Origin of the sequence: Pelagerythrobacter rhizovicinus (genome assembly GCF_004135625.1) — a bacterium.
Classification (GTDB): domain Bacteria; phylum Pseudomonadota; class Alphaproteobacteria; order Sphingomonadales; family Sphingomonadaceae; genus Pelagerythrobacter; species Pelagerythrobacter rhizovicinus.
Genome location: NZ_SDPV01000002.1, coordinates 698,029 through 711,799, shown reverse-complemented (window position 1 = coordinate 711,799; position 13,771 = coordinate 698,029). Strand labels below are relative to the sequence as shown.

Annotated in this window: 15 protein-coding genes and 1 tRNA gene; 4 read left to right on the top strand and 12 right to left on the bottom strand. The window is 69.2% G+C overall.

From position 1 onward, the window contains the following. Positions 1-32 precede the first annotated feature (32 nt). Positions 33-107, bottom strand: a tRNA-Gly gene (locus tag ETX26_RS11275). A gap of 173 nt (positions 108-280) precedes the next feature. Here ETX26_RS11275 and ETX26_RS11270 point away from each other — a divergent pair. Both ETX26_RS11270 and ETX26_RS11265 read left to right on the top strand, forming a co-directional pair. After that, positions 281-1,195, top strand: a complete 915-nt coding sequence (locus ETX26_RS11270) for a tetratricopeptide repeat protein (protein WP_129525353.1) — start codon at positions 281-283, stop codon at positions 1,193-1,195. A gap of 37 nt (positions 1,196-1,232) precedes the next feature. After that, a complete protein-coding gene (locus ETX26_RS11265; protein WP_129524773.1) occupies positions 1,233-1,844 on the top strand; it encodes an LON peptidase substrate-binding domain-containing protein in 612 nt (203 codons plus the stop codon). Between the two features lie 117 nt (positions 1,845-1,961). On the opposite strand, the gene ETX26_RS11260 is transcribed toward ETX26_RS11265, so the two are convergent. The 5 genes from ETX26_RS11260 to argB form a co-directional block, all read right to left on the bottom strand. Continuing rightward, entirely contained in the window at positions 1,962-2,585 is a 624-nt protein-coding gene (locus ETX26_RS11260; protein WP_129524772.1) for a MarC family protein, read from the bottom strand. A gap of 7 nt (positions 2,586-2,592) precedes the next feature. Then, complete coding sequence (locus tag ETX26_RS11255) at positions 2,593-3,291, bottom strand: hypothetical protein (RefSeq protein ID WP_129524771.1); 699 nt, start codon at positions 3,289-3,291, stop codon at positions 2,593-2,595. After that, the gene (folD, locus tag ETX26_RS11250; RefSeq protein WP_129524770.1) at positions 3,288-4,184 is read right to left on the bottom strand and encodes a bifunctional methylenetetrahydrofolate dehydrogenase/methenyltetrahydrofolate cyclohydrolase FolD; all 897 of its coding nucleotides are present in this window, start codon (positions 4,182-4,184) and stop codon (positions 3,288-3,290) included. The genes ETX26_RS11255 and folD overlap by 4 nt, the downstream gene beginning before the upstream one ends. Then, the gene (locus ETX26_RS11245; RefSeq protein WP_129525352.1) at positions 4,184-4,441 is read right to left on the bottom strand and encodes a YggT family protein; all 258 of its coding nucleotides are present in this window, start codon (positions 4,439-4,441) and stop codon (positions 4,184-4,186) included. Before ETX26_RS11245 ends, folD begins: the two co-directional genes overlap by 1 nt. A 110-nt stretch (positions 4,442-4,551) precedes the next feature. Beyond that, positions 4,552-5,451, bottom strand: a complete 900-nt coding sequence (gene argB / locus ETX26_RS11240) for an acetylglutamate kinase (RefSeq protein WP_129524769.1) — start codon at positions 5,449-5,451, stop codon at positions 4,552-4,554. Between the two features lie 211 nt (positions 5,452-5,662). Between argB and ETX26_RS11235 the strand changes: the two genes are divergently transcribed. Then, entirely contained in the window at positions 5,663-5,998 is a 336-nt protein-coding gene (locus tag ETX26_RS11235) for a hypothetical protein (RefSeq protein WP_129524768.1), read from the top strand. Positions 5,999-6,050: 52 nt separating this feature from the next. On the opposite strand, the gene ETX26_RS11230 is transcribed toward ETX26_RS11235, so the two are convergent. The 6 genes from ETX26_RS11230 to ETX26_RS11205 form a co-directional block, all read right to left on the bottom strand. Continuing rightward, the gene (locus tag ETX26_RS11230) at positions 6,051-6,902 is read right to left on the bottom strand and encodes an FAS1-like dehydratase domain-containing protein (protein ID WP_129524767.1); all 852 of its coding nucleotides are present in this window, start codon (positions 6,900-6,902) and stop codon (positions 6,051-6,053) included. A gap of 187 nt (positions 6,903-7,089) precedes the next feature. Continuing rightward, positions 7,090-8,304, bottom strand: a complete 1,215-nt coding sequence (locus tag ETX26_RS11225; protein ID WP_129524766.1) for an acetyl-CoA C-acetyltransferase — start codon at positions 8,302-8,304, stop codon at positions 7,090-7,092. Positions 8,305-8,597: 293 nt separating this feature from the next. Then, on the bottom strand, positions 8,598-9,830 hold the full coding sequence (locus ETX26_RS11220; RefSeq protein ID WP_129524765.1) for a CoA transferase: 1,233 nt from the start codon (positions 9,828-9,830) through the stop codon (positions 8,598-8,600). Positions 9,831-9,968: 138 nt separating this feature from the next. Then, entirely contained in the window at positions 9,969-11,144 is a 1,176-nt protein-coding gene (locus tag ETX26_RS11215; protein ID WP_129524764.1) for an acyl-CoA dehydrogenase family protein, read from the bottom strand. 35 nt (positions 11,145-11,179) lie between these two features. Continuing rightward, complete coding sequence (locus tag ETX26_RS11210) at positions 11,180-11,407, bottom strand: hypothetical protein (protein ID WP_129524763.1); 228 nt, start codon at positions 11,405-11,407, stop codon at positions 11,180-11,182. Positions 11,408-11,516: 109 nt separating this feature from the next. After that, on the bottom strand, positions 11,517-11,816 hold the full coding sequence (locus ETX26_RS11205) for a hypothetical protein (protein ID WP_129524762.1): 300 nt from the start codon (positions 11,814-11,816) through the stop codon (positions 11,517-11,519). A 136-nt stretch (positions 11,817-11,952) separates the two neighbouring features. Here ETX26_RS11205 and recQ point away from each other — a divergent pair, with 136 nt between their 5' ends. Then, positions 11,953-13,746, top strand: coding sequence for a DNA helicase RecQ (gene recQ, locus ETX26_RS11200; protein ID WP_129524761.1), 1,794 nt, complete (start codon positions 11,953-11,955; stop codon positions 13,744-13,746). Positions 13,747-13,771: the final 25 nt, after the last annotated feature.

Sequence of the window (13,771 nt, the reverse complement as noted above, 5' to 3'; positions counted from 1 at the left end):
CTCACGCAACGCTATCGATCATGTCGAAGAAATGGAGCGGGCGAAGAGATTCGAACTCTCGACCCCAACCTTGGCAAGGTTGTGCTCTACCCCTGAGCTACGCCCGCTCACATGGCGTTGCCGGAAGGCTTCGTTCCGGCCGGAGGCGGCGCGATTAGCAGCGGGGACCGGGGGCCGCAAGGGGAAAATCGCCCGGCGCTTTTTCCTTCACAATTCGGGCAAAACGCCCACATTGGCGGCTTGTTCGAACGCTAACGAATGGGAGCGCGTCTTGGCTAGCATGGGCCTCAATATCGACGAGCAGAAGGCCGTCGACCGGTTCCGCAAGGATGTGGTCGAGCCTTCGATGTCGAAACTCGTCATCCTCGACTTCTGGGCCGAGTGGTGCGGGCCCTGCAAGGCGCTCGCGCCGGTCCTGGAAAAGGTCGCGGCGGACTATGCCGACAAGGGGGTGGTGCTCGCCAAGCTCAATGTCGACGAGGAGCAGTTCATCGCGAGCCAGTTCCAGGTTCGTTCGATCCCGACCGTCTACGCGCTGTTCCAGGGCCAGCCGGTGGCGGATCTGACCAGCGCGCGCACCGAGTCCCAGCTGAAGCAGATGCTCGATCAGCTCCTCGCGCAGCTTCCGGTGAGCGGCGGGGATGGCGGTGCGGCGCAGCGGCAGAAGCAGGATGTCGCGCAGTTCGTCGCCATGGGCGAGCAGATCCTCGCCGACGGCGACGGCGAACGCGCGGCGGGCATTTTTGCGCAGGTGACCGCGATGGCGCCCGACAATGCCGCGGCGCATGCAGGATTGATCCGCGCGCTTGTTGCCGCGGGCCGGACGGGCGACGCGCAGGCGGCGCTCGACGCGCTCGATCCCGTACTCGCGGAGGACCCGGCAGTCCGCACCGCGAAGAGCGCGCTCGAGCTTGCCGGTACCCAGGTCGACGAGGGCGAGCTCCAGGCGTTGCGTGCGGCGGCGGCAGAGGCGCCGGCCGACATGGACAAGCAGCTCGCTTTCGCGGAGGCTGCCTTCGGCGCCAACCGACGCGACGAGGCGGCAGACACGCTGCTGGCGATGATCGAACACGACCGCGAATGGAACGAAGGTGCCGCGCGCGCGAAGCTGCTGCAGATCTTCGAGGCGGTGGGGCTGGAGGATCCCTGGGTCGTCGCCACGCGGCGGCGACTGTCCAAGATCCTGTTCGGGTGAGGCAATGCCCCTGCTCGGCCAGACGGGATAAGGTAGGATGACGACCCGCCTTTCGATCTTTCCCTTGCCGGGTGCGATCCTCTTCCCTGGCCTGCAATTGCCGCTGCACATCTTCGAGCCGCGGTATCGGGCGCTGGTCGGCGATGCGCTGGCGCGCGATCGGCGGATCGGAATGATCCAGCCACAGCGCACGGCCGAAGGGGCCCCGCTGTTCGCGATCGGCTGCGTCGGGCGGATCGGCGAGGTCGAGGCGCTCGAGGATGGGCGCTACAACATCGTGCTCGAAGGGGAGGCGCGCTTCCGCGTGGTGCGAGAGATCGACACCGCCACCGCCTTCCGCAAGGTCGAGGCCGAGCTGATCGATGACGACGCCGACGAAGTGCTGAGCAGCATCGAACGGGCCGGCTTCGAGCGCGAGGCACGCCGGTTCGCCGACGCGCAGGGTTACAGGGTCGATTGGGAATCGGTCGCCCGGCTCGACGACATGTCGCTGATCAACGGCGTATCGCAGATCGCGCCGTTCGATCCGGCGGCGAAGCAGGCCCTTCTCGAAGCCGATACGCTGGGCGAGCGGTGCGAGCTGCTGATCCAGCTGATGCAGTTCTTCGGCCGCCGCGATGGCGACGAGGACCGGGTCACGTTGCAGTAAACGCGCTCAAGCGCGCGTCGCGGGCATCCGGCCTGCTTGGCTTTCTTCGCATAAGCTCGGGCGCGCTGTGGCGCTTGCGGCCGCCTGCGCCCGCCGGATCCGCGCACCTCCGGCGATCTAGAACCCGAAGCTACCTCGCACCCCGTCGATCACGTACTGCGCGGCCAGCGCCGCCAGCAGCACCCCGAGCAGACGCGTGATCACCGCTTCGACCCGGTCGCCGAAGAATCGCATCAGCGGGCCGGCGGCGAGGAAGGCGAGCATGGTGATGAGCAGCACCAGTAACAGCGCGCCGAGCACAACGAGCGTTTCCTCGGTCCTCTCGGCCTCGTTCATCAGCAGCATGATCGCGGCGATCGCGCCCGGCCCGGCAAGCATCGGCATGGCCATCGGGAAAACCGAGACATCCTCGATCTCGGGCGTCGCTGCGACTTTCTCGGCCCGTTCCTCCCGCCGCTGGGTCCGCTTCTCGAACACCATTTCGAACGCGATCCAGAACAGCATCAGCCCGCCCGCGATACGGAAGCTGTCGAGCTCGATATGCAGCGCGCCGAGCAGCTGCTGTCCGAACAGCGCGAACACCAGCAGGATCGCCAGCGCGATCACGCACGCCCGGATCGCCATCGCGCGCGACTGCGCGGCGCTCGCGCCCTTGGTCAGCCCCGCATAGATCGGCGCGCAACCGGGCGGGTCGATCACCACGAACAGCGTGATGAAGGCGGAGACGAAGAGTTCGACCATCTCGGGATCAGCTCGCGCCCGGGGCCGCGACTTCGCTGCGGAGGACTTCCTCGACCTCGCCGTCGATCAGCATTCTGACCGTGAGTGTGCGCGAAAGATCGCTCGCAACCACCCACGCATAAGCAAGCGAGCCGTCGCGTGAACGGCCCGCACCGTTTGCCGCCGCAACGATGGGGGGGGCGACTGGCGTCAGCGCATCGCCGCCGCAGTCCGCCACCGTGGTGCGGATGATGTCCGGCTTTGGCAGCGGCTCGGCCAGCACGTCGCCCTGGTCGAGCACCCAGCGGTATTCCTCGTCGCCCCGGCGGCCCTCGCGGCGCCACACGGTCGTGAAATAGCCGGTGCTGCCGTCGGGGCGCTGCCACGCGCCCCTGGTGACGGAGAGCGAACCGTCGCAGCTCGACCAGACCTGATGCGGCTGCCACTGGACCGGCTCGGGCGGGTCTTCCCGGCCCGAAAGCCAGTCGCGCGCGTTCACCGCTTCGGGCACGAACATCACCGCATCCTCGGCGGCGAATTCGCGGAAGGCGGTCCATTGCCCTTCCTCCCGCGCCTCGCGTGCGAAGGCGAGCTCGGTGGCGATCACCGCGCTCGGGTTCGCCCGCGGCGCCAGCGAGCGGTAGAAGCGCTCGCGCGGATCGCTGCTGCCCGATGCGCACGAGGCGAGCAGGCCCGCGAGGAGCACGGCGCCCATCGCGTGCTTCATATCGCATCCTCCGCCAGCGCGATCCCCACGTTGCGGTGCGCCGCGACCAGCGTGTTCCTGAGCAGGACCGCGATCGTCATCGGCCCGACCCCGCCCGGCACCGGGGTGATCGCGCCGGCGACTTCGCGCGCCTTCTCGAAGGCGACGTCGCCCACCAGGCGGCCTTTCGCCGCGCCGGGCTCCGGCGCCAGCCGGTTGATGCCGACGTCGATCACGGTCGCGCCGGGCTTGAGCCAATCGCCCTTCACCATTTCCGCGCGCCCGACCGCGGCGACGACGATGTCCGCCCGCCGTACCACGTCCGGCAGATCCTTCGTGCGGCTGTGCGCCATGGTGACGGTCGCATTGGCGGCGAGCAGGAGCTGCGCCATCGGCTTGCCGACGATGTTCGAGCGGCCGATCACGACCGCCTCGAGGCCCGAGAGATCGCCCAGCCGGTCGGTCAGCATCATCATGCAGCCGAGCGGCGTACAGGGCACGAAGCCGCGCTGGCCGACCGCGAGCCGCCCGGCGTTGATGACGTGGAAGCCGTCGACGTCCTTGTCCGGATCGATCGCCGCGATAACCGCCTGCTCGTCGAGATGGCCGGGGAGGGGGAGCTGGACGAGGATCCCGTCCACCGCCGGATCGCGGTTCAGCCGGTCGACCAGCGCCAGCAGCTCCGCCGCGCTCGTCTCGGCCGGAAGGCGGTGCTCGAAGCTCGCCATATTGGCGGCGAGCGTCGCCTTGCCCTTGCTGCCGACATAGACCTGGCTCGCCGGGTCCTCGCCCACGAGCACGACCGCGAGGCCCGCCTTGCGCCCGGCCTGCGCCTCGAACGCGGCGGCCAGCGCGCCGACCTTCTCGCGCAGCGAGGCGGCAAACGCCTTCCCGTCGATGATCTCGGCCGCCATTACTGTCCGTAGACCACGTAGATGAGGATGCGCATGAAGATCTGCAGGGCGATGATCAGCACCAACGGCGAGAAGTCGATCGCCCCGGTCCGCGGCAGGATACGGCGGATCGGCGCCAGCACCGGCTCGAGCAGCGAGTTGATCGAGTTGTAGACCTGCCAGAGGAACTCGTTGCGCTGGTTGATCACGTTGAACGCGAACAGCAGCCCGATGATGAACTGGATGATGACCAGCATGACGATCACGTTGATCAGCATGCCGATGATATCGATGATCAGACCCACGTATTGTCCTTTCCTGGCCGCGCGGCGGTTCGGCTGCCTTCCTACCCGGTTCGGGGCGGCTGTATCAACAGCCTAAGACGGCGTCATTCCGCGCGGATCAGCGTGCCCGCGCCGCGCACGGTGAAGAATTCCAGCAGCATCGCATGCGATACGCGCCCGTCGAGCACGACCGCCGCCTCGCACCCCGCCTCCACCGCATGGACGCAGGTCTCCAGCTTCGGGATCATCCCTCCGCCGATCGTACCGTCCTCGCGCAGCCGCTCGATATCGGGAGGCGTCAGATCGCTCAGCAACTCGCCCTGCTTGTCGAGCACGCCGGGGACGTCGGTCAGCAGCAGCAGGCGCGCCGCGCCGAGTGCCGCGGCGATCGCGCCGGCCATGGTGTCGGCGTTGATATTGTAGGTCTGCCCGTCCTCGCCCGCGCCGATCGGGGCGATGATCGGGATCATCCCGGCCGCCACCGCCGTGTCGATGATCGTCGTGTCCACAGCCGCCGGCTGCCCCACGAAGCCGAGGTCGACCGCCTGCTCGATATTGCTGGCGGGATCCTTGACCGTGCGCTGCACCTTGGTGGCCGTGACGAGCCGCCCGTCCTTGCCGGAGATGCCGAGCCCCTTGCCCCCGGCCTGGTTGATCCAGCCGACCAGTTCCTTGTTGATCGCGCCGGAGAGGACCATCTCGGCGACCTGGGCGGTCTCCGCATCGGTTACGCGCAGCCCGTCGACGAAGGTGCTCTCGACCCCTAGCTTCTTCAGCATGGTCCCGATCTGCGGCCCGCCGCCGTGGACCACGACCGGGTTGATCCCGACCGCCTTCAGCAGCACAATGTCTTCCGCGAAGTCGCGCGCGGCGGCGGGATCGCCCATCGCGTGGCCGCCGTATTTGACCACGAAGGTGCGCCCGGCATATCGCTGGAAGTAGGGCAGCGCCTCGATCAGCACCTGGGCCTTGGCGATCGTCGCCGTCTCATCGCTGCCGTTCATTCGAAAACCTCCTGCTTGGCGCAAGCCCGGCGCGCTTAGCCGCTGCGCCACGCGGTGGAAAGCGCGATCGACGGCGGAGGCCCGGAAGCTAAACCCCCGATTAACGGCCTCGCCTCGGCGAGCTTACAGCGCGGATCGCCGCAATTCGGGGACCTTTGACGGGGGCGGCACGTCCTAGCCATCCCAGGCAACGGGATTAAGGATGGACTCGATGAAGAAGATGATTTCCCTTTCGCTCGCCCTGGCGCTTGGTGCTGCCGGCTCGGTCGCCCATGCGCAGTCGGCCGACGATGCCACTGGCGCGGTCGGCCCGGTCACCGGCGAAGTCGACGTCAGCGCCGACGCGCAGACCGGCCTCGAAGGTCCGGTGAACACCGCGACCGACGCAGTGACCGACACCGTCGACCACACCAAGGAGCATGCGGACGATGCGGTCGATTCGGTTGATGCCAGCGTCGATACGGACGCTGCCGTCGATGCCGAAGTCGGCGACACCTCTGCGTCGGCCGATGCCGACGCTGAAGTCGAGGCCGATCCCGAAGCGTAACGCAGCGGAAATTCGCAGATAGGGAAAGGGCGGCGCTTTTGCCGCCCTTTTCTCACGCGGCGGCGCTCGCCCGGGTGATCTGCCGCCCGTCGCCCGCGAAGGCGGCAAGCTCGATCGCATCGCCCGCCCCGCGCATGACGAGGTGCAGCGGTTCCCCCGCGATCGCCGGGCTGAGGCCGCGAAAGGCGAAGCGCGTGAGCGCGTTGTCGCCCAGCTCGCGCGCGGCGAGCTGCAACAACAGGCTCGCCGTCAGCGGCCCGTGGACCACCAGCCCGCGATAGCGCTCGACCTCGCGGGCATAGGGCGCGTCGTAGTGAATGCGGTGCGTGTTGAAGGTCAGCGCGGAATAGCGGAACAGCAGCCGCGGATCGGGATGCACCGTCCGGTGCGCATCCCAGCCCGCAGCGTCGAACGTGCTTTCGCCGAGGGGCGGCGGCGCGAGCGGCGCGTCGGCCGCCGCGGCCTCGCGGTAAACCAGCGTCTGCGTCTCGCGCACGGCGAGCGTACCATCCGCCGAAGTCTCGTGGACGACCTCGACGAAGGTCATGGACCCGCTGCGCCCGTCCTTCTCGGCAGTCGCCGCGACGCGCGAGACGCGCTCGACCGGCGCCCCGACCGCGATCGGACCGAGAAATTCGATCTCGCTCGCGGCCCACATCCGGCGGGGCAGCGGTACGGGCGGCAGGAAGCTCCCGGCGCTGTCGTCGCGCTGCGGGTGCCCGTCCTCGCCAAGCTGCGCGGTCGGCGCCTCGGGTGCGCAGAGGCAGAAATGAATGCCCTGCGGCATGGCCTCGCCCGACGGCGCCGGCAGGTCGAACGTCGCGCACCAGCGCGCCGCCAGCGAAGGGTCGAGCCGGTCGCCGCTCCGCTGCTCGCGGCCGATCCAGGCGTGCCATTCGGTCATATCGGAGCCTTTTGATTCACGCGGAGACGCAGAGACGCGGAGGTGTCGTCGCGTCCCCTGTCGTTATCCCCCGGCAAGCGGGGACCCAGTTCCAGCCGACCGAAGATGGGTTCCCGCTTTCGCGGGAAAGACAGAGAGCTCGTGGGGCAACTCCCCTCCGCGTCTCTGCGTCTCCGCGTGAACATCCTCACGCCACCCGCTCGAACAGCGCGGCAATCCCCTGGCCGCCGCCGATGCACATGGTCTCGAGCCCGTAGCGCACTTCGCGCCGGTGCATCTCGTGCGCCATGTCGGCGAGGATGCGCAGGCCGGTCGCGCCGATCGGGTGGCCGAGCGAGATGCCCGAGCCGTTGACGTTGAGCATGTCCCTCCGGCTGTCGTCCTCCGACCAGCCCCAGCCCTTGAGCACAGCGAGCACTTGCGGCGCGAAAGCCTCGTTCAGCTCGACCAGGCCGACGTCGTCCCACCCTTTGCCGGTGCGCGCGAACAGGCGCTCGACCGCAGGAACCGGGCCGATGCCCATGCGGCTGGGATCGCAGCCGGCCGCGGCATAGCCGGAGAACCACACCATCGGTTCGAGCCCCAGTTCCTCCAGCTTGTCCTCGGCCACGACCAGGCACGCGGCGGCCGCATCGTTTTGCTGGCTGGCGTTGCCGGCCGTCACGACCCCGCCTTCGATCGGGCGCAGCTTGCCGAGCGTGTCCATGCTCGCATCGGCGCGGAAGCCCTCGTCGCGGTCGAACGTGACCGGATCGCCCTTGCGCTGCGGCACTTCGAGCGGGACGAGCTGTGCGTCGAACCGCCCCGCTTCCCACGCCGCCGCCGCGTTCCGGTGCGAGCGCACGGCGAATTCATCGGCCTGCTCGCGGGTCACGCCGTAGTCCTTCGCAAGGTTCTCCGCCGTCTCGATCATGCCGCTGATCACGCCGAAGCGCTCGACCGGCTGGCTCATCAGCCGCCCGCGCGTGAGCCGGTCCCACAGCTCGACATTGCCCGCCTTCACCCCGCCGCGCAGCGCCGTGGTGTAGTGCTCGACGTTGGACATCGATTCGCACCCGCCGGCGACCACCACGTCGGCATGCCCCGCCTCGATCATCATCGCCGCGTTGACCACCGCCTGCAGGCCCGACCCGCAGCGCCGGTCGAGCTGATAGCCGGGGACTTCCAGGGGCAACCCCGCCGCAAGCCAGGCCCAGTGCCCGATCGCCGGCGCCTCGCCGTTGCCGTAGCCCTGGCTAAACACGACGTCGTCGACTCGCGCCGGATCGATCCCGCTCCGCTCGATCAGCGCCTTGAGGATCGCCGCCCCGAGATCGCCCGCGGTCAGCGGCGCGAGCGTGCCGAGGAAGCGCCCGACGGGCGTCCGCAAGGGACTGACGATGGCGGCGCGGCGTTTTGTCATTGGCAAATCTCCCGAATCTCGATGAAGGTGTAACCAAATTATCCACTGATGTCAAGTAAAAATAACCAAATAGGAACTATCGCGCAAATCCCTACGTAAGGCGCTGAGCTTCCCCCGAAAGGCGATGTGACCCAATCCTCCCCATCGACTTGCGATGGGGAGGTGGCGCCCGCCGCAGGCGGGTGACGGAGGGGCCTGTGCCGAGAATAGCCCCTCCACCACGAGCCGCTGCGCGTCTCGCGGTCCCCCTCCCCATCGCAAGTCGATGGGGAGGATCGTGAGAGCCGTCCCAACTACCGCGGCCCCCGGTCGCTCGGCGCCACCACGCCCCGGTCAATCAGATCGGCGATCGCTCCCGACGACAGCCCGAGCCGCTCGGCGAGCACTTCCTCGCTGTGCTCGCCGAGGTAGGGCGCCGGGGCCGGATCGCCGGCGGCGCGTCCGGGCAGGTTGGCGAGCGAGCGGGCCGCCGGATAGGCGAACCCGCTCGGATTGGCGGGCGAGGAGCCGAACAGCGGGTTGTCGTCGACGAGCACCGGATCTGTCACCGCCTCGTGCATCGTCCGGTAGCGCTCGAATGTCGCGCCCGCCGCGGCGAGCCGCTCGGCCAGCACCGCGTAGTCCTCGCGCCCGGCGGCGTCCTGCACGATCGCGAACAGTGCCTCCCGGTGCTCGAACCGGTTGCGGTCGGACCGGGCGAACGACACGCCGGTCTCCGCCTCCAGCGCGGCGACCGGTTCGGCGATATCGAGCGCCTCCACCATCGCCGTCCATTGCTTGGCGGTGAGCACCGCGACCATGAAGCGCTTGGCGTCGCGGCTGGCGAAGTCGCGCCCCAGGGCGCCCCAGATCGCGTTGCCGAGCCGTTCGCGGTCCGCCCCGCGATAGAGCATCTCGGCCATGGCGCCGCTGTTGGCGACCGTGCCCAGCGCCACGTCGCCCAGCGGCACGCGCACTTCGCTCCCCTCGCCGGTCGCGGCGCGGTGGTGCAGCGCGGCCATCATCACGAACGCGCAGTAGGCGCCGGTGATGAAGTCCCACGCGGGCAGGATCTGGTTCACCGGCGGCGCGGTGGCGGGGTCCCATTCGGCCGGGCCGGTCATCAGCGGATAGCCGCTCGCGGCATTGACCGTGAAGTCCATCGCCTGGCGCCCGTCGTGCCAGCCCATGATCCGCACCGAGATCATGTCCGTCCGCCCCTCGCTCACCGCCGCGTGGCTCAGGAAGCTCTTCTCCGGCAGGTTGGTGATGAGCTGGCCGGTCTTGCGCGCCAGCTCGACGCACAGCTCGCGCCCCTCGGCGCTACGCAAGTCGAGCGCGACGCTCTTCTTCGCGCGGTTGAGGTTCTCCCAGCTGAGCGAGCGCCCCTCGGCGGTCTGCATGTAGCGGTCGTAGTCGAGCCCGCCGCCGATCTGGTCGACCCGCACGACCTCCGCCCCCATCTGCGCGCAGTAGAGCCCCGCCGTCGGCGAAGCGACGAAGCTGGAGACTTCGACGATCGAGAGGTCGGAGAGGAGGCTATACATCGTGCGGAGCCCACCCCGCTGCGACTAGCCGGCAAGCCGGCAACTCTCGCTCCCTTCCCGCTTGCGGGAGGGGAATGAAGCTTGGCGAGCCGCAGGCGAGCCTAGCTGCAATGGGGTGGGCCCGAGCCACCGTTGCCGTCACACCCCCGCCGCGAAATCGCGCAGCATGTGCTTGGCGATCTGGAGCTGGAGGATCTGCGTCGTGCCCTCGTAAATGCGGTAGATCCGCGCGTCGCGGAAGAAGCGCTCGGCATCGTACTCGGCGAGGTAGCCGGCGCCGCCGTAGACCTGCACCACCCGGTCGACCACGCGGCCGCACATCTCGCTGGCGAAGACCTTGAACGCGGCCGCCTTGCGCAGGATGTTCTCGCCCCGGTCGGCGCGCGCCGTGACGTCCGCCATCATGCATTCGGCGGCGTAGATCTCGGTCTCGCTCTCGGCGAGCATCTGCTGGATCAGCTGGAAATTGGCGATCGGCTCGCCAAACGCCTTGCGCTCGATGGCGTAGCGCAGCGCCGAATCGAGCGCGCGCCGGGCATAGCCGGTCGCCGCCGCGCCGACCGAGATGCGCCCGTTGTCGAGGCTCTTCATCGCGAAGACGAAGCCCTTGCCGGTCTCCCCACCGAGCAGGGCGTCGCCCGGCACGTGCACGTCCTCCAGAATGATGTCCGCGATCTGCGCGCCCGACTGCCCCATCTTCTTGTCCGCGCTGCCGACCGAGACGCCCGGCGCGTCCATCGGCACGATGAAGGCGGAAACGTGCGCGTTCTTGGGCAGCGCCTCCTTCTGGGTCCGGGCCATGATCAGGCCGACGCTCGCTTGCGGCGCGTTGGTGATGTAGCGCTTGGTGCCGTTGAGGATCCAGCCGTTGCCCTCGGGATCGGGCCGGGCGGTCGTCTGCATGGCGGCGCTGTCGCTGCCCGATCCGGGCTCAGTCAGGCCGAAGCAGGCGATCTCCCCGCCGGCGATGCGCGGCCACCATTCGGCCTTCTGCGCCTCGGTCGCGCCGTTCTTGATCGCCGAGTTGAACATGCCGACGTTGATCGAGAAGATCGAGCGGAAGGCGGGCGCGGCATAGGCCATCGTCCTGACCACGCGGGCATATTGGCTGGTGTTGAGGCCGGCACCGCCATAGTCCTCCGGCACGGTAAGTCCGAACAGCCCCATCTCGCGCATCTCGGTCAGGATCGGATCGGGGATGCGGTCGTGCTCGATCACGTCGCGTTCGGCGGGGATCAGCCGTTCCCGGACATAGCGTTCGAGCTGGTCGATGAACTGCTCGCAAAGTTCCGGATCCATGCCGCTTTGAATCATGTGTGTCGTGTCCTCTCGCTGTGATGAATCGGCGGTTATCCGGCGGGTGCCGGCTCCGCCGTCGGGGTCGCGGCTGGGGAGGATGGGGTTTCGGCGCCCTCGTCGGGCGCGGCGGGCGGCAGTCGCTGCTGGTCGAGCATCTCGGCCGCCTCGTCGAGCGCCTTTGCCTCGCCCACCGTCACGCCCCCAGGGCCGGGCTCGTTGTCGGCCGGTTCGCAGGCTGCGAGCAGGAGCGGGAAGGCGAGAAGGGCGGAGCGCGTCATCGCCGCGCACCATAGCGAACGGCGGGCAAAGGAAAAGCGGGCGAATCGCCTGAACGATCCGCCCGCTTCGCTTATTGGCTGCGGCCCCGCGAAGGGCGCGCGAACAGGCTTACTGGGTCGTCTCTTCCGAAGCGGCCGCGGCTTCGGCCGCCACGTCGGCGGCCGCGGCGGCGGCGGCTGCACCCGCTTCGTCGGCGGCGGCATTGGCGTCGGCGGCCGTCGTGTCCTCGGCGGTCGGCTCGGCCACCGGCGCTTCGACCGGCTCTTCGGTCACGGGCGCGAGCGCCTCGTCAGCCGGCATCTCGACCGTGTCCGCCTCGGCATCGGCCGACGCATCTTCGGTGCTGCCGCAAGCGGCGAGCGCGAGCGCCGCCGAAGCCGCGAACGCGCTGGCAAGGATCTTCCTCATCGTTTGTTCTCCTGTGAATCCCGCCCCGGCTCGGCCGGGGCGCGCGCACGCTAGCCGCGCACAAGTCCCTCGGCAAACGGCAAATGATCCGATTGGCCGTTCACCTGCCGCGCCGCATCTGCCATGCGGATCCGCGATGGACGCGGGACACCAAAGGATTGAGCCGCTCGATGCGGCGCGCGCGGAACTGCGCCGGCTGTTCGGGCACGACGATTTCCGCGGCGTCCAGGCGCGCGTGGTCGAGCGCGTGCTGGGCGGCGAATCTACGCTGGCCGTCATGCCCACCGGCGCCGGCAAGTCGCTGACCTATCAGCTTCCCGCGACGATGCTGCCGGGCACCTGCGTGGTCGTCTCGCCGCTGATCGCGCTGATGCACGACCAGCTCCGTGCCGCGCGGGCGAACGGGATCGAGGCGGCGACGCTTACCAGCGTCGATGCCGACTGGCGCGAGACGCTCGACCGCTTCCGCGCCGGGGCTCTCGACCTGCTCTACGTCGCGCCCGAACGCGCCAGCCAGCCCGGTTTCCGTGAGCTGCTCTCGTCCGCCCCGCTCGCGCTGTTCGCGGTGGACGAGGCGCACTGCGTGTCCGAATGGGGCCACGATTTCCGCCCCGACTACCGCCAGCTGCGCGGGCTCATGGACGCTTTCCCGCACGTCCCGCGCCTCGCGCTGACGGCGACGGCCGACGCGCATACGCGGGCGGACATCCTCGAGCAGCTCGGCATTCCCGCAGAAGGGCTGGTGCTCGCCGGGTTCGACCGGCCCAACATCCGCTACGTGATGCGCCACCGCGACAATCCGGTGCGCCAGCTCGCCGCGCTGATGGCGGAGGAATCGGGGCCGGGCATCGTCTATGCCCCAACCCGCCGCAAGGTGGAGGACCTGGCCGACAAGCTCGCCGGCGCGACCGGACGCCCGGTGCTGCCGTATCACGCCGGCCTCGATCCTGCCGTGCGGTCCGCCAACCAGGCCGCCTTCGTCGCGAGCGAGGACATGGTGATCGTCGCCACGGTCGCCTTCGGCATGGGGATCGACAAGCCCGACGTCCGCTTCGTCGCCCACGCCGGCATCCCCAAGTCGATCGAGGGCTATTATCAGGAAACCGGCCGCGCCGGGCGCGACGGCGATCCGGCGCGGGCGGTCATGCTGTGGGGCGCAGGCGACTTCGCGCAGGCGCGACAGCGATTGGGCGAAGTGGACGAGGCGCGGCGGGCCGGAGAACGTGCGCGGCTCGACGCGCTCGCCGGGCTGGTCGAGACCGCCGGGTGCCGCCGTGCGGTGCTCCTGCGCCATTTCGGCGAGAACCCGCCCGAGACCTGCGGCAACTGCGACAACTGCCTGTCGCCGCCCGGCGTCACCGATGCGACCGAAACCGCGCGCAAGCTGCTCTCGGCCGCCTATCGCACCGGGCAGAGCTTCGGCTTCGGACATCTGCAGAAAGTGCTGACCGGGGCGGAGGACGAGCGCGTGCTCCAGCGGGGCCACGACCGGCTGAGCGTGTTCGGCATCGTCGATGGGGAGGAGGCGCGCCTGCTCCAGCCGCTCTCGCGCGCGCTCCAGGCACGCGGCGCGCTGGTTGCGACCGAGCATGGCGGGCTCGCGCTGGGCGGCGACGCGCGCGCGATCCTGAAAGGCGAGCAGACGGTCGAGATTGTCCTTCCCCCGCGCAAGGAGCGCAGCCGCCGGCGCCGCGACGGCGGGCCAAACCCGGTCGGCGATCCGCTGTTCGACGCCCTGCGCGAGTTGCGCCGCGAGCTCGCGGTCGAGGCACAGGTGCCGCCCTACGTCATCTTCCACGACGCCACCTTGCGCGAGATGGCGGCCCGCCGCCCCGCGTCGCTCGCGGAGTTGGGCGAAGTCGGGGGCGTCGGCGCGAAGAAGCTCCAGGCGTACGGCGAGCGCTTTCTCGACACGATCCGCAGGCACTAGCCTCATGCGGCGGGCGCGGCATTTA

What these genes read in the sequence shown, in the direction of transcription:
- ETX26_RS11270 (WP_129525353.1), top strand. Translation starts at nt 281, where the DNA reads ATGGGCCTCAATATCGACGAGCAGAAGGCCGTCGACCGGTTCCGCAAG.
- ETX26_RS11265 (WP_129524773.1), top strand. Translation starts at nt 1,233, where the DNA reads ATGACGACCCGCCTTTCGATCTTTCCCTTGCCGGGTGCGATCCTCTTC.
- ETX26_RS11260 (WP_129524772.1), bottom strand. Translation starts at nt 2,585, where the DNA reads ATGGTCGAACTCTTCGTCTCCGCCTTCATCACGCTGTTCGTGGTGATC.
- ETX26_RS11255 (WP_129524771.1), bottom strand. Translation starts at nt 3,291, where the DNA reads ATGAAGCACGCGATGGGCGCCGTGCTCCTCGCGGGCCTGCTCGCCTCG.
- folD (WP_129524770.1), bottom strand. Translation starts at nt 4,184, where the DNA reads ATGGCGGCCGAGATCATCGACGGGAAGGCGTTTGCCGCCTCGCTGCGC.
- ETX26_RS11245 (WP_129525352.1), bottom strand. Translation starts at nt 4,441, where the DNA reads ATGCTGATCAACGTGATCGTCATGCTGGTCATCATCCAGTTCATCATC.
- argB (WP_129524769.1), bottom strand. Translation starts at nt 5,451, where the DNA reads ATGAACGGCAGCGATGAGACGGCGACGATCGCCAAGGCCCAGGTGCTG.
- ETX26_RS11235 (WP_129524768.1), top strand. Translation starts at nt 5,663, where the DNA reads ATGAAGAAGATGATTTCCCTTTCGCTCGCCCTGGCGCTTGGTGCTGCC.
- ETX26_RS11230 (WP_129524767.1), bottom strand. Translation starts at nt 6,902, where the DNA reads ATGACCGAATGGCACGCCTGGATCGGCCGCGAGCAGCGGAGCGGCGAC.
- ETX26_RS11225 (WP_129524766.1), bottom strand. Translation starts at nt 8,304, where the DNA reads ATGACAAAACGCCGCGCCGCCATCGTCAGTCCCTTGCGGACGCCCGTC.
- ETX26_RS11220 (WP_129524765.1), bottom strand. Translation starts at nt 9,830, where the DNA reads ATGTATAGCCTCCTCTCCGACCTCTCGATCGTCGAAGTCTCCAGCTTC.
- ETX26_RS11215 (WP_129524764.1), bottom strand. Translation starts at nt 11,144, where the DNA reads ATGATTCAAAGCGGCATGGATCCGGAACTTTGCGAGCAGTTCATCGAC.
- ETX26_RS11210 (WP_129524763.1), bottom strand. Translation starts at nt 11,407, where the DNA reads ATGACGCGCTCCGCCCTTCTCGCCTTCCCGCTCCTGCTCGCAGCCTGC.
- ETX26_RS11205 (WP_129524762.1), bottom strand. Translation starts at nt 11,816, where the DNA reads ATGAGGAAGATCCTTGCCAGCGCGTTCGCGGCTTCGGCGGCGCTCGCG.
- recQ (WP_129524761.1), top strand. Translation starts at nt 11,953, where the DNA reads ATGGACGCGGGACACCAAAGGATTGAGCCGCTCGATGCGGCGCGCGCG.